This is a genomic window from Vibrio sinensis (genome assembly GCF_003605645.1).
In the GTDB taxonomy this organism is placed as follows: domain Bacteria; phylum Pseudomonadota; class Gammaproteobacteria; order Enterobacterales; family Vibrionaceae; genus Vibrio; species Vibrio sinensis.
In genome coordinates, this window is the sequence record NZ_QVMU01000003.1 from 81,889 (window position 1) to 95,566 (window position 13,678).

16 protein-coding genes are annotated in these 13,678 nt (G+C 42.9%); all 16 read left to right on the forward strand.

Translation table 11 applies throughout. From position 1 onward, the window contains the following. Positions 1–292: 292 nt before the first annotated feature. The 16 genes from DZ860_RS05410 (at position 293) to DZ860_RS05485 (ending at position 13,656) form a co-directional block, all read left to right on the forward strand. The gene (locus DZ860_RS05410) at positions 293–607 is read left to right on the forward strand and encodes a hypothetical protein (protein WP_120029909.1); all 315 of its coding nucleotides are present in this window, start codon (positions 293–295) and stop codon (positions 605–607) included. Between the two features lie 131 nt (positions 608–738). Further along, complete coding sequence (locus DZ860_RS05415) at positions 739–1,734, forward strand: dihydroxyacetone kinase subunit DhaK (protein ID WP_120029910.1); 996 nt, start codon at positions 739–741, stop codon at positions 1,732–1,734. Between the two features lie 180 nt (positions 1,735–1,914). Next, positions 1,915–2,550 carry a DAK2 domain-containing protein gene (locus DZ860_RS05420; protein WP_120029911.1) on the forward strand — a complete coding sequence of 212 codons (636 nt, stop codon included), beginning with the start codon at positions 1,915–1,917 and terminating at the stop codon, positions 2,548–2,550. Between the two features lie 10 nt (positions 2,551–2,560). Further along, a complete protein-coding gene (gene lsrF, locus DZ860_RS05425; RefSeq protein ID WP_120029912.1) occupies positions 2,561–3,445 on the forward strand; it encodes a 3-hydroxy-5-phosphonooxypentane-2,4-dione thiolase in 885 nt (294 codons plus the stop codon). A 10-nt stretch (positions 3,446–3,455) separates the two neighbouring features. Then, complete coding sequence (locus tag DZ860_RS05430) at positions 3,456–4,001, forward strand: DUF1097 domain-containing protein (RefSeq protein WP_120029913.1); 546 nt, start codon at positions 3,456–3,458, stop codon at positions 3,999–4,001. A gap of 331 nt (positions 4,002–4,332) precedes the next feature. After that, entirely contained in the window at positions 4,333–4,962 is a 630-nt protein-coding gene (locus DZ860_RS05435) for a sigma-70 family RNA polymerase sigma factor (RefSeq protein ID WP_243641815.1), read from the forward strand. After that, a complete protein-coding gene (locus DZ860_RS05440; protein ID WP_120029915.1) occupies positions 4,955–5,644 on the forward strand; it encodes a ChrR family anti-sigma-E factor in 690 nt (229 codons plus the stop codon). Before DZ860_RS05435 ends, DZ860_RS05440 begins: the two co-directional genes overlap by 8 nt. A gap of 54 nt (positions 5,645–5,698) precedes the next feature. Next, positions 5,699–6,646, forward strand: a complete 948-nt coding sequence (locus DZ860_RS05445) for a YbgA family protein (protein ID WP_120029916.1) — start codon at positions 5,699–5,701, stop codon at positions 6,644–6,646. Beyond that, entirely contained in the window at positions 6,643–8,055 is a 1,413-nt protein-coding gene (phrB, locus tag DZ860_RS05450; protein WP_120029917.1) for a deoxyribodipyrimidine photo-lyase, read from the forward strand. Before DZ860_RS05445 ends, phrB begins: the two co-directional genes overlap by 4 nt. Positions 8,056–8,066: 11 nt before the next feature. Further along, entirely contained in the window at positions 8,067–8,501 is a 435-nt protein-coding gene (locus DZ860_RS05455; protein ID WP_120029918.1) for a nuclear transport factor 2 family protein, read from the forward strand. Beyond that, positions 8,498–9,205, forward strand: coding sequence for an SDR family NAD(P)-dependent oxidoreductase (locus DZ860_RS05460; protein ID WP_120029919.1), 708 nt, complete (start codon positions 8,498–8,500; stop codon positions 9,203–9,205). Before DZ860_RS05455 ends, DZ860_RS05460 begins: the two co-directional genes overlap by 4 nt. Positions 9,206–9,207: 2 nt before the next feature. Continuing rightward, positions 9,208–10,461 carry an NAD(P)/FAD-dependent oxidoreductase gene (locus DZ860_RS05465; protein ID WP_120029920.1) on the forward strand — a complete coding sequence of 418 codons (1,254 nt, stop codon included), beginning with the start codon at positions 9,208–9,210 and terminating at the stop codon, positions 10,459–10,461. Continuing rightward, positions 10,458–11,243: a DUF1365 domain-containing protein gene (locus DZ860_RS05470; RefSeq protein ID WP_120029921.1), complete on the forward strand. Its 786-nt coding sequence runs from the start codon at positions 10,458–10,460 to the stop codon at positions 11,241–11,243. The genes DZ860_RS05465 and DZ860_RS05470 overlap by 4 nt, the downstream gene beginning before the upstream one ends. 28 nt (positions 11,244–11,271) lie before the next feature. After that, positions 11,272–12,558: an SAM-dependent methyltransferase gene (locus tag DZ860_RS05475; RefSeq protein ID WP_120029922.1), complete on the forward strand. Its 1,287-nt coding sequence runs from the start codon at positions 11,272–11,274 to the stop codon at positions 12,556–12,558. Then, positions 12,536–13,045: a DUF2878 domain-containing protein gene (locus DZ860_RS05480; protein WP_120029923.1), complete on the forward strand. Its 510-nt coding sequence runs from the start codon at positions 12,536–12,538 to the stop codon at positions 13,043–13,045. Before DZ860_RS05475 ends, DZ860_RS05480 begins: the two co-directional genes overlap by 23 nt. Positions 13,046–13,116: 71 nt before the next feature. Next, the gene (locus DZ860_RS05485; protein ID WP_120029924.1) at positions 13,117–13,656 is read left to right on the forward strand and encodes a chalcone isomerase family protein; all 540 of its coding nucleotides are present in this window, start codon (positions 13,117–13,119) and stop codon (positions 13,654–13,656) included. Positions 13,657–13,678 lie beyond the last annotated feature (22 nt).

Sequence of the window (13,678 nt, forward strand, 5' to 3'; positions counted from 1 at the left end):
TGTTGCACTTGCTTATTACGATAAACCACCGAAACCGTATGCTTTGTTGCACTTGATTCCATTTACTCAAATCCACTGACGTCAGAGGAAAGCCAGTGTTGCACTTGCTTTAACCCATCCTATCTACACGGTTGTTGCACTTGCCAATAAAATAATCGATCTTGGTTTTAAGTTATTGTTTTTAAACAAATAAATCCATATGCATCCATGTGATTTATATCACTAAAAGTTATCACTAATCTCCTTATATTCATTTCAACGGAACATGAACAAGCGATCAAAGGAGTATCACATGAGAAAGTTTAGTCATATTGGGATCCCAACTGCCCATGAGCATCAAGGGGAAGTGTTTAACCAAGATATTGGACTTTACGCGACTGATTTCAATCAGAGTGAACATGCTATTGAATGGCTGAGATTCTTAGCCGAAAGCCCAATGCCCGAAGCGCTAAAATCGACGGCGCACGTGGCATATGAAGTTGACGATCTAGAACAAGCGATGCAGGGAAAAACCGTTTTACTCGAACCTTTTCACGCCAACGAATCATTAAAAATTGCATTTATCATGGAAGATGAAGCCCCCGTTGAGCTGATGCAATACATCTAATCAAACATCTCAACAAAAGGGGTTAACAGGTCTCGTTATGCGTGGCACCAGTAACACGAATAGAACCAACCATAACCATTGCCTGTGATTTATTGGATTTTCAATCTCATACGAACACAGAGAGTAATATTATGAAAAAGTTTATCAATAATGCTGAAAACATCACGACAGAGCTTCTTCAAGGCTATGCCATGACTTTCCCCCACAAGGTGAAAGTTATTTCAGACAAAATCGTGGCACGCGTTACACCCAAAGATCCAAATAAAGTCGCGATTGTCACCCTTGGTGGAGCTGGGCATGAGCCAGCACTTAGTGGCTATGTTGGTGAGGGAATGTTGGATTACTCTGTTGTAGGGGACATTTTTGCCGCGCCCGGTGCACCAAAAGTATTCGAAGCATTAAAAATGGCTAATTGCCCTGCGGGTGTTTTATTGGTTGTTCTCAATCATGAAGGCGATGTCATGGCTGCAAACATGGCGATGGAAATGGCAAAGCGTGAGGGTATTAACGTAAAAATGCTGCTCACCCATGATGACATCAGCGCAGGACTGAATACTGACATCAAAGATCGCCGTGGATTAGCCGGCTGCGTCCCTGTATACAAAATTACCGGTGCAGCCGCAGAAGACGGGCTGAGCCTAGATGAAGTTTATCGAATCGGCGAACAGTTTAACCAATCCATTGCAACACTCGCCGTTGCAATGAGTAACGCGACTCACCCTCAATCTGGTATGGCCATTGGTGATTTAGCCGATGATGAAATGGAAATAGGTATGGGTCAGCATGGTGAGGGCGGTGGCGGAAGAATGAAAATCCAATCCGCTGACGATACCGCCCACATTATGGTTGAGCAGCTATGCAAAGCAATTGATGTTCAACCTGGCAATGAACTCATGCTGATGATCAACGGTTCAGGTGCGACTACGTTAATGGAGATGTTCATTGTTGCAAGAGCTTGTCACTTATCCCTACAAGAAAAACAAGCTACTGTTGTTCGCTCTAAAGTCGAAGAAATTCTGACCGTACAGGAAATGGCTGGCTTTCAAATGTGCTTGGCAAAATTTGATAGTGAAGCGCTCCACTACTGGGATCAACCCTGCAATGCGCCGTATTGGACTCAACAATAAGCGAGTTCTATAGCAATAGCTATCCCTTAACGTGATGCTAAGCCTTTACGTTAAGGGACCGGTTTTCGCTAAGGGAAACAATCTTATCTAGCAACACGATTTACATATGTGGCATCAGCAATGAATCCGCGTAGGGCTTCGCTTTGCCTGAATTGATTGCCTGAAATAAGGAGAAGCACCATGACTACATTCAATCAGCACCTGCTGTTCGACATGCTTCAAACCGCAACAAAAAACCTATTGGTCCAAGTTCCCACTCTCAATGAACTAGACAGTAAAACCGGTGACGGAGACCACGGCACAACCATACTGCGCGTCTGTCACTGTATTGATAAATCCGTCAAACATGAAGAATTAGACTGGAACAAACAAATAGACACACTTGGCTGGAACATCATGGAACAAGATGGTGGCTCAGCGAGCATGCTCATTGGCAATCTATTTTTAGGACTGAGTGAGGGCTTAATTCATGAAGAACTCACGCCATTAGAAACAGCTAAAGCATTCACGTTTGGTATTGAACGTGTAACACGACTAAGTGGCGCACATTTGGGTGACAAGACTATGTTGGACGCCTTAATACCCGCGGCTGAAGCATTACAAATGGATGCAGACAAGAACATGACGCTTGAAGAGATGTTCGAACATGCCGCCATAGCCGCTCGCTTAGGAGCAGAGTCAACCAAGACCATGGTTGCCAAACGTGGACGAGCCAAAAATATGGGTGAAAAGGCCCGTGGTTTCATTGACCCCGGCGCAACTAGCATGGCGATTTTATTTGAATCATTTAACGAAGCCGTTCACCACGTGCATTAAGGAGCCTCACATGGCCGATATCGATGGAAATCAATCAGCAAAAAACTATGGCTTAGACCAACCAGCAATGAGTAGATCTTTCCATATAAAAGGAATGGATCACGTTGATTGGGGCATGAAAGATCGCCTTAGTCGTATCTTTCGCCCAGAAAGTGGCAAAACCGTCATGCTCGCCTTTGATCATGGCTACATTATGGGTGCAACAGCCGGTCTTGAACGACTCGATCTGACTATTGAACCCCTTGTTCCTTATGCCGACGCTTTGATGGCAACGCGTGGGGCGATGAGAACCTGTATTCAGCCTATTCACAATAAACCGCTCATTTTACGTGCGAGTGCCGGAAGCACGGTACTTAATGATGACATGAGTAACGAAGTAGTCGGTGTCGATATCGATGACGCTGTGCGTATCAACGCATCATGTTTAGCGATTCAGGTGTTTGTCGGTGCCAATGGTGAATGTTCAAGTTTACATAATTTAGTCAGAACCATTGATGCAGGTGCTCGTCTTGGCATTCCTACATTAGGGGTGACCGCGGTTGGTAAGGAAATGGAACGTACTAACCGATATTTCATGCTGGCAACACGAGTACTCGCCGAATTAGGCGCACACATCGTTAAAACTTATTACTGCGATGATTTTGAAAAAATAGCCGCAGCCTGTCCGGTCCCCATTGTTGTCGCTGGAGGAAAAAAAATACCAGAGTTTGATGCTCTCACTCTAACCTACAACGCCATTCAATCTGGCGCAGCCGGTGTAGATATGGGCCGAAATGTTTTTCAATCAGAAAGCCCTATTGCAATGCTCAAAGCTATAAATGCGGTAGTGCATTCAGGGTTAACACCGAATCAAGCGTTTGACTTATACGAAACGGAAAAACACACACTAGTTTAAGGAAGATCACATGAAATTTTCACAGTTTATTGTCATTCCCGTTATGGTCGCGTTTTTAGCATTTACTATTCAAATCGTTGATCAGATTGTCGCTCCTACCATGCCTATTGATGGCAATGTTGGATTTGGTTGGATTGCATTTATCGCATGGGCTATGTATTTCATGGCTGGTTGCAATGTAGATGGAGGAAAAAAGACTATATTTGGTTACCTATCAGGCATTGTAGCATCCATTGCCATTATGGAATTTGGCGGCCTGTTTAGCGCACTAGGTTTTTTTGCTGTACCCGCAGCTATCTTTGTCGTCGTTATCCCATGTATATGTTTAGAACGAGTACCGCCTTTTGATTTTGTACCTGCGTTATTTGTTGGTGCAGGGACCTTTTTTGGCTTTATGTCTTATGTTGGAGGTGCCACTTATGCGAGTGCCGCATTTACAGAAGTCGTCTACTGTTTAATCGGCTTAGGTTACGGCTGGATCACTATCTATTTACGTAGCCGTTATGAATATTATGTAGAACATGGGTCTGATCATGGGGCGCATATGAGTCATTAACTCCACCGTTGTCACAAGCAGCCACAATCAACCACAATTTAAAAAACCGCCCAGCATCACTGTAGCCGAATAACTGTCATCGAATTTGCTTATGTGATGCTGAGTATACCTTGAGACTCGAGATAGCTATCATTCAATAAACACCCTCGTCTATAAAAATGACAGCATAAATAAGTCGAACAAATACATTCACTTAAGCCTAAATTAACACCACTTCCCCCCACTTATTTTTTTTAATGACTAACAAAACATAATTAAGTGATCCATCTATCAGCACCTCGCGTATTGAACTATAAATGTTAATTATGGTTGGTTTGATATGCAGGTACGCATGAACGATTACGGGAAAGAAGTACCCCAATCCGTAAGGGGGCAACCCCAAGCACCTTCCGAACTTTCGGACTGGTTGTCACTCGTTGCAACACATAGAGACAAGGATGCCTTTACGCAACTGTTTCAATTTTTTGCACCGAAGATCAAACGCTTCGGGCGACAAAAGCTTAATACTGACGCCATGGCGAGTGAACTGGTTCAAGAAACGATGACCAGAGTATGGCGTAAAGCCCACTTGTATCACTCATCGAAAGGCGCAGCGACGACTTGGGTTTACACCGTAATGAGAAACACCTGTTTCGACATGTTACGAAAAATTAAGTCCAACGCTGAACAAAGCTTTTCTGATGATATTTGGCCTATCGAAAATTCAACAAGTGAACCTGTCCGTGATTCAGTTAGCGGTGAAGATGGTTTTAAAGATCATCTGATGAACAAAGAAATCCTAAGACACATCAACAAACTGCCATCGGCTCAAAAAATGGTCATTGAAGGCATTTACTTTCAGGAAATGTCTCAAGAACAACTTGCCCAACAACTCGATATACCTTTGGGTACGGTGAAATCTCGACTTCGGATCGCGTTGAGTAAATTAAAGCAGCAAATGGGAGACAAATATCATGATTAACCACCATCCTAATTTGGCTGTATTGAAAAAATTTGTCGACAGCGACTTAGACGCCTCTGTTCTAGTCATTGTCGCGAGCCATATTGAAATGTGTCCTCATTGCCAACAACAAGTTGCCCAACTGACGCAACAAGCCTCTTTCAAAGCCTTTACGTATGACGAACAAAGTGACGATGCAGATTGGCTTGAGGACAACTTCGATTTTACTGATAGCGATATCAACCTCAGTATGATTGATGCAATTACCTCTATGCCAGATGAGCCGGTTCATTCGCTGCCGAAGACCGTCACTGAAATAGAAATCGACGGTCAACGTTTATCTCTACCAAGAGCGATGAGATCTATCGGCCTCAAAGAGTGGCAAGCTATGGGCAAAGTCTCTCGTTCACGTCTTGATATTGATGATGACGAGCGAAAAATGAGTTTACTTCACATCGCAAAAGACGGAAGTGTACCTTGCCATACTCACAAAGGGTTTGAGATTACATTATTGCTTCAAGGGAGTTTCGAAGACGAGATGGGAAGCTACAGTCAAGGCGACTTTATCTGGTTGGATGGCGAGCACTCCCACACACCATCAAGTCCTGAGGGTTGTGTTTGTCTCACAGTATCAAGTGACGCACTACAGTTTACTAAGGGCTTATCACAAATACTTAATCCATTTGGGCGCTTTATCTACTAATAAACCTGATCAATTAACGTATGAGTTACATAGCCAGCGGTGGAGGACGGGAACATGGAAAGAAAACTAAAAATTGGCATTAGTGCCTGTGTCGTAGGACAAAATGTTCGCTTCGATGGTGGGCATAAAAAGTCCGGATTTTGCACCGAGCAACTCGGGGAATTTGTAGAGTTTACTCCTTTTTGTCCTGAGGTTGGGGTTGGTTTATCTGTACCAAGACCAACGATTCGCCAAATCATCAAAGACAACATCATTACAGTTTCTCGTCCAGACGGTAGTGGCGATGTAACGCAAGCACTAACTGAATTTGGTAAAAAAGTCTCTGACAACCATACCGAACTTGCTGGTTTTATATTCTGCGCTAAAAGCCCTACATGCGGCATGGAACGCGTTAAAGTCTATCACCACCATGGCAAAGGCTCTCAATCAAATGGTGTCGGGCTATTTGCTAAACAAATTATGCAGGGTAATCCATCGCTACCTGTTGAAGAAAATGGACGACTCAATGACCCTATTCTTCGAGAGAACTTTATAACCCGAGTATTTACTTACCAAAAGTGGTTAGATTTAAAATCTGAGGGTATTACCAAACACAAGCTGATTGAATTTCACAGCGCTCACAAATACTTGGTAATGAGCCATCATGTTGAGAGCTACAAAAATCTCGGTCAACTGCTGGGATCAGCGACTGACTTGTCTGACGACGAATTGGGTGAACAATACATTACCGGTTTAATGGCCGCATTAAGCCATTTAGCCACGCGCCGTTCACATACTAATACATTGCATCACCTACAAGGTTACTTCAAACGCGACTTAACTAAAGGAATGCGTGAAGAGCTTACGAGCGAAATTGCGGCTTACCGAGAAGGGTTAACACCTTTACTTGTTCCCCTCACACTCATTCAGCATCATCTAAGAGAGTTCCCAAATGATTATTTGAATAATCAGGTCTACCTTAATCCGCATCCGAAAGAGCTTAAACTGAGGTATGGATATTGAGTGCATTATTATGGCTTAGAAGAGACTTTCGCGTTCATGATAACCCAGCCTTATTTGAAGCGATTAAAGCTGGCGCTAATAAAGCTGTTTTCATATCAACGCCAAAACAGTGGAGGGAGCATCATCTTGCTCCCATTCAAGCTGATTTAATCTATCGACATCTTAAACTGATTAAACACCAACTTCTCGATTTTGGCATGGAACTTATTCATCTAAAAGCCCAAGACTATGAAGATCAAGTTGAGAGCCTGAAGTATTACTGCCATCAACATGGTTGTTCCACTGTTTACGCCAATAGCGAACCAGAACTGAACGAAATAAACCGAGACAAACGCCTGATTGATTCCGGATTTCACTTAAAGCTGTTTCATGCTGACACCATCACTCCCGTCGGATCATTGCTTAATAAACAAGGTGATATGTTTAAAGTTTTCACGCCGTTTAGAAAGCGTTGGTTGAGCTATGTACAGCAATTTGGCATTGAATGTTACCCATCCCCGACCATACAAAACCAAATTATTGCCTGCCAAAACGCCAATAATGACGTTGACCTCCAAGATGAAAAATGGAGATTTGAGTACCCACAAACGGACTCTACACACTGGCCACTGAGTGACTATGTCATGTCGCAAGTTGTACCCGACTTCTTAAACGCTAAGATAGGTGTATATAAACTGTATCGAGATATTCCCTCGGTGAAAGGGACATCTGGCTTATCGCCTTACCTAGCCATTGGAGCTATCAGCCCAAGATGGCTTGCGACTAAACTCATCCAAAACAACCCACATGTTATCTATGATATGGAACACCCGGATTTTACCTGGTTAAACGAACTTATCTGGCGAGATTTCTATAAACACCTGCTGTTTCACTACCCTAATCTTGCCAAAGGTGATTGCTTTCAAACGAGATACAAAAACCTTCCTTGGCCCAATAACCCTGAACACTTCAAAGCGTGGTGCGAGGGTAAAACAGGCTACCCTATTGTGGATGCTGCAATGCGTCAACTGATTCAAACTGGCTGGATGCACAATCGTCTACGAATGATAGTCGCGAGCTTTTTAACCAAGCACCTGATGATTGATTGGCGCTGGGGTGAACGTTTTTTTATGTCTCACCTCATTGATGGCGACTTCAGTGCCAACAACGGAGGTTGGCAGTGGGCTGCCAGTACCGGTTGCGATGCCCAGCCTTATTTCAGAATATTTAATCCTATTACTCAAAGTAAAAAATTTGATCCTAACGGCAATTTCCTACGTAAATATTTACCAGAACTCAACGATATTCCGGACAAAGATATCCACTTTCCGCATGACTATCTTGAGTTAAACCCCAAATGCGCAAGCTATTGGCCACCAGTGGTTGAACACAAGCACGCAAGACTGAGGGCTTTGGATTTCTATAAATAGGGAAAGTTAAAATGAAAGACGCTTTGTGGCTAGACCGATTCATCGAAGTTTATAGTTCGCTATCCCCTTATAACTTACATTTATTGCGCGATGTTTATCATGCTGACGTTGAATTCACCGATCCTATGCACCGAGTCGAGGGGATTCAAGCGCTGTTGCTGTACTTCGACAACATCTACACCCAAGTTACCCATTGTGATTTCGTGATTGAGCATGTCTTTCGCTCAGAAAGCGAAGCGGCAGTTTATTGGAAAATGACATTTATCCATAACAAGCTAAACGGTAAGCAGCCCATCACAGTACAAGGCCATTCACATATTAAAGCCAAAGACGATTTAGTGATATTTCACCGCGATTATCTCGATCTTGGCGCGATGCTCTATGAGCACCTCCCGTTGATTGGTTCATTGGTTAAAACCATCAAACAACGAGCGAGCACATCATGAACGTTATGATCACTGGCGCAACATCCGGTATAGGGAATGAATTGGCGCTAATGTATGCAAAACAGGGAGATTCGGTGATTGCCTGCGGGCGAAATCAACAAAATCTCGATGACCTAACCATGAGCAATCCTGCTATAACGCCATTATGTTTTGATTTAACCGACTACCACCATTACCCAAATATCGATGATGAGATAGACGTGCTGATATTCAATGCGGGGGATTGTCGCTATATCGACAATGCTCTTGAGTTCGATGGAAAACTATTCGCTGACATCATTAATATCAACTTAATTTCGGTTGGCTATGGTATAGAACGTTGGATTAAAAACATCAAAAAAGGGGGCCGCGTTGTCTTCATCAGTTCTAGCGCAGGATTGCTACCTCTTCCAAGAGCGGAAGCTTATGGCGCATCCAAAGCCGCACTCACTTACCTAGCACAAACTCTTGCTGTAACACTCAAAAAACACGATATCAATGTCACCGTTGTACACCCTGGGTTTGTCGATACCCCTTTAACTCAGCGCAATACTTTTCCCATGCCTATGATTATAGATAGGCACCAAGCGGCAGAAAAAATCATTCAAGGAATAGAAAAAGGAAAATCCGAAATCAATTGCCCATTTTTATTCGTATTCATCATGAAATGCTTACGTTATTTGCCCTCTGCCCTTTGGCAAAGAGTGGCGACAAGGATGTCATAATAATGAAAAAAATCGCCATTATTGGTTCAGGCATATCCGGCCTGACCTGCGCTCATTTACTCGATAAAAAGTACGACGTGGTCGTATTTGAAAAGAACCAATACGTCGGTGGACACACCGCGACAGTGGATATTACACACAACAACCAAGAACTCGCGATTGATACTGGGTTTATCGTATTTAATGACCGAACCTATCCAAATTTTAATAAATTACTTTCAGCCTTAGGAATAGAACGCCAAGAAACTGAAATGAGCTTTAGTGTGCATAATCGAGGCTCAGGTTTCGAATATAATGGCCACGGGATCAATTCGCTTTTTGCCCAAAGAAGTAACATCTTCAGCTTCAAGTTCTGGCGTTTAATTGGCGAAATAGTCAAGTTCAACCAAATTTGTAAAGACGCATACAAAACCAATCAAATTGATGCCAAAAGTACTTTAGGCGATTTTTTACAACAACACCGTTTTTCAGATTTTTTCAGTGAACACTATATTTTACCGATGGGCGCTGCAATTTGGTCCACCAGCTTACAAGATATGAAAAAGTTCGAGCTGAATTTTTTCATCCAGTTTTTCTATAACCATGGCCTACTTAACATCGTGGATAGGCCACAATGGTATGTCGTCCCTGGCGGTTCACGCAGTTACGTTAGTAAGATTATCGAACAATTAAACAAGCCGATTCTCCTCAACAGTGAACTTGGTCAAGTCACTCGTCATGATGATGGCGTAACCATTGAAATGAAAAATGGCGAACAACAACATTTCGATGAAGTCATTTTTGCCTGTCACTCCGATCAAGCATTAGCACTACTTAGCGATGCGAGTGAAGAAGAAATTAACGTACTCCAAAGTATCCCTTACAGTCGTAATGAAGTCATTTTACACACAGATATCCAACTGCTACCAAAACGTAAACTGGCCTGGGCAAGTTGGAACTATATGCTAGACGGCAACGCTACTCGCCCGGCCTGCGTTACCTACAACATGAATATTCTGCAAGGCCTCGACAGCCCTACCACATTCTGCGTAACGTTAAACCAAAGTAATGAGATTGACCCAAGCAAAATAATCCAATCTTTTGTTTATCACCATCCGGTGTTGAATAGTGACAGTGTGGCGGCGCAAAAACGTCGTTCATTAATTTGCGGTAAGAACCACACCCACTTTGTAGGGGCCTACTGGTATAACGGTTTTCACGAAGATGGCGTCAATAGCGCACTGGATGTTACCAGACGCTTTGGGGCCAATCTATGAATACCCCACATCGTGAAAAGATCAATAGTCGTGAGAGTTGCGATAATACAAATAGCGGAATTTATTGGGGGAATGTTCGCCATAGACGCTTTGGGGATATACCCCACCAATTCAACTACCAGCTATTTATGATGGGCATTGATATTGATGAAATTGATGAGGTGACTTCGCGCAGCAAACTGTTTGGTCAATCTTGGTTTAACCCGATTCGTTTTAATGAAAAAGACTACATAAAAAGTGAACCAGGATCTTTAAGAGAGCGTATTAGTAACAAAGTAAGCATGTTAGGGGGAGATTGGCAACAGAGTGGAAAAGTAATCATGCTGGCACAATGTCGTTGCTTAGGCCTCTACTTTAGCCCAGCTAATTTTTATTTTTGCTACGATCAAAAGCAAGAATGCCAATACATGTTAGCGGAAGTGAGTAATACCCCATGGCGAGAGCGACACTATTATTTAATTGATATCGGGGGGGATATGCAGGTTAAAAAAGCATTTCATGTCTCCCCTTTTATGGAAATGGCGATGATGTATCACTGGAGGATAACGCCACCTAACAACAAAGTGATGGTCCATATAGAAAACCATCAAACTGAAAAAGTATTCGATGCCACTTTAGCCTTGAATAAACGAAATATAGAGTCAAAGGAACTGCTCAGAACCGTCGTTTCAATTCCGTCAATGACACTAAAAATTGTTTTAGGCATTTATTGGCAAGCTCTGAAATTATTTATTAAACGAGTGCCATTTGTCGATCACCCTGGTTCAAGTTCAAAAACCTAGCAGAATAATTTAGAACAACGAGGTTTACATGGAAAACACGGCTAAAGAAAATTTGACTATCAACAAAACGGACAAGCCACTTTCAGTAGAAGCACCGGCTCATATTCAATTTCGTAAACTCATTTTTAGCGTCCTGAATCAACTTAAAGGCGCGTGGCTTGAGGTGATCGAGGGAAACCAAGTTGTTGGATTTGGTGAAAAAGACGCGGCACTTTCTGCTCAGATCATCGTTCGCGACTCAAGTTTCTATAAAGATGTGGTCGTCAACGGCAGCATTGGGGCTTCTGAAGCCTTTCTTGATCAAAAATGGACAAGCCCTGACCTAACCAAAGTGGTTCAAATCATGGCAAAAAACCAAGATCAATTGGACAAAATTGAAAACAACATTCAGTGGCTGTCAAAGCTCAAAAACATATTCCTAAGATTGAAAAACGCCAATACAGAAACCGGAGCAAAACGCAACATACTGGCTCACTATGATATTGGTAATGATCTTTACCAGCGCTTTCTCGATCCGTCGATGCAATACTCGTCAGCAATCTACAGCGATCAAGCGCAGAATCTCGCGCAAGCTCAGCAAAATAAAATGCGCACAATCTGTGAACGACTTGGTCTAACTTCGCAAGATCATGTGGTTGAAATTGGTACCGGTTGGGGTGGTTTAGCCATTTACATGGCGCAAAATTATGGCTGTAAAGTCACCACTACGACGATTTCTGATGCGCAATATGAACTGGCTCAAGCTCGTGTCGCAGAGTTGGGGTTGGATGACCGAATTACTCTACTCAAACAAGATTATCGCGCGCTCTCTGGGCAATACGACAAATTAGTGTCGATTGAAATGATAGAGTCCGTCGGTCATGAATACCTAGCGACATTCTTTGCCACTTGTTCAAATTTACTCAAGCCTGATGGAAAAATGCTGATCCAATCGATCACTATTGCTGACAACCGCTACGACCACTATCGGAAAAATACCGATTTCATTCAAAAACATATCTTCCCCGGAGGTTGCTTACCCTCTTTGGCAGAGATCTCTCGACATGTCGCCTCCAGTACCGACATGGTCATCCACCAAGTCAATGATATCGGCTTCCATTACGCTCGAACTTTAAAAGAGTGGCGTGTCACCTTTGAAAGCCACTGGTCAGAACTCAAAACCATGGGATATAGCGAGGAGTTCAAACGTTTATGGTTGTTTTACCTTTGCTACTGCGAGGGAGCATTCTTAGAACGAGTGATCAGTACTCAACATATTGTTGCCAGAAAACCTCGCTATAGAGGGCCAGAAGATGAAACCATTTTGGATTACTAACCTTATTTTATTTCAGGCCAGTTGGTTCAGCGCTGCCTTTTTAACCTCATACGCGACGCTGATCATTACGGTTCTTCTGATCATACATTTTGCTTTATCACCTAATGCAAAAGATGACTTTAAAGTACTACCACTAGTCATTCTTGGTTTGTTCGTCGATAACCTGCACTTTTCGATAGGGACATTCACGACGCCAGACCCATTCTTCCCAAACTGGCTGGTGTTGCTATGGGTGATGTTTATTATTAGTTTGAATTACAGCTTACATTGGCTCATCAACAAACCCTTGCTGGTACTCGTGGCTTTCGGAGCGATTGGAGGCACACTCAGTTACTGGGGAGGCATTAAAACCGGTGCACTAGAGATAAATTGGACCAACAGCAGTGTTATTTTCACGCTTGCCATCGCTTGGGGAATTCTCTTCCCTCTACTGGTGGTCAGTTACCGATACATACAACAGACACTTGTCAGCCAAATTTCGAGGTAGCCAAAATCCCGAGCAAAAATAAGCTTCGGGGTGGAACAAGCTGCTAGGTAAAACAAGTTTCGAGGTGATCTATGTCTAAATACATACTGCTTATTTTACTGTTCGCTAACACGTTGATAAGCACCAACGTATCAGCGTCCCCAGTGAATCACTTAACTAAAATAGGTGAAGGTGAAATGACCTACCTATTCTGGAATTTATATTTGGCTGAGCTTTATATCGCTCCAACAACCCCATCAGCAAAGACGAAAAGACCGGTGCTAACATCAAATGACAGCAAGGGAAAAGCTCTCAAAATCACTTACTTTAAGTCAATCTCAAAACGAGATCTGATCGACGCAACTCAAGATCAGTGGGAACACCTCGGATACGCCAACAGGGACATTCAACGCTGGCTTAAGCCTCTGGGAAGTTTATGGCCCGATGTAGAACCAGGAGACAAGCTCACGCTCGTTGTTTCTGATGATGGCAAAAGCCAATTCTATTTTGATGATAAATCCATCGGCACCATTGATGACATTAGCTTTGGCCAAGCATTCCTGTCTATTTGGCTTTCTGAAAACACCACAGAGCCTGAGCTGAGAAAGCAGTTATTAGGGCTTAATCGTTAAACGCTAAACATAGTGGAATAAC

Bases quoted from the DNA above. Each gene is read 5' to 3' on its own strand.
- DZ860_RS05410 (WP_120029909.1), top strand. From the start codon at position 293: ATGAGAAAGTTTAGTCATATTGGGATCCCAACTGCCCATGAGCATCAA.
- DZ860_RS05415 (WP_120029910.1), top strand. From the start codon at position 739: ATGAAAAAGTTTATCAATAATGCTGAAAACATCACGACAGAGCTTCTT.
- DZ860_RS05420 (WP_120029911.1), top strand. From the start codon at position 1,915: ATGACTACATTCAATCAGCACCTGCTGTTCGACATGCTTCAAACCGCA.
- lsrF (WP_120029912.1), top strand. From the start codon at position 2,561: ATGGCCGATATCGATGGAAATCAATCAGCAAAAAACTATGGCTTAGAC.
- DZ860_RS05430 (WP_120029913.1), top strand. From the start codon at position 3,456: ATGAAATTTTCACAGTTTATTGTCATTCCCGTTATGGTCGCGTTTTTA.
- DZ860_RS05435 (WP_243641815.1), top strand. From the start codon at position 4,333: ATGAACGATTACGGGAAAGAAGTACCCCAATCCGTAAGGGGGCAACCC.
- DZ860_RS05440 (WP_120029915.1), top strand. From the start codon at position 4,955: ATGATTAACCACCATCCTAATTTGGCTGTATTGAAAAAATTTGTCGAC.
- DZ860_RS05445 (WP_120029916.1), top strand. From the start codon at position 5,699: ATGGAAAGAAAACTAAAAATTGGCATTAGTGCCTGTGTCGTAGGACAA.
- DZ860_RS05455 (WP_120029918.1), top strand. From the start codon at position 8,067: ATGAAAGACGCTTTGTGGCTAGACCGATTCATCGAAGTTTATAGTTCG.
- DZ860_RS05460 (WP_120029919.1), top strand. From the start codon at position 8,498: ATGAACGTTATGATCACTGGCGCAACATCCGGTATAGGGAATGAATTG.
- DZ860_RS05465 (WP_120029920.1), top strand. From the start codon at position 9,208: ATGAAAAAAATCGCCATTATTGGTTCAGGCATATCCGGCCTGACCTGC.
- DZ860_RS05470 (WP_120029921.1), top strand. From the start codon at position 10,458: ATGAATACCCCACATCGTGAAAAGATCAATAGTCGTGAGAGTTGCGAT.
- DZ860_RS05475 (WP_120029922.1), top strand. From the start codon at position 11,272: ATGGAAAACACGGCTAAAGAAAATTTGACTATCAACAAAACGGACAAG.
- DZ860_RS05480 (WP_120029923.1), top strand. From the start codon at position 12,536: ATGAAACCATTTTGGATTACTAACCTTATTTTATTTCAGGCCAGTTGG.
- DZ860_RS05485 (WP_120029924.1), top strand. From the start codon at position 13,117: ATGTCTAAATACATACTGCTTATTTTACTGTTCGCTAACACGTTGATA.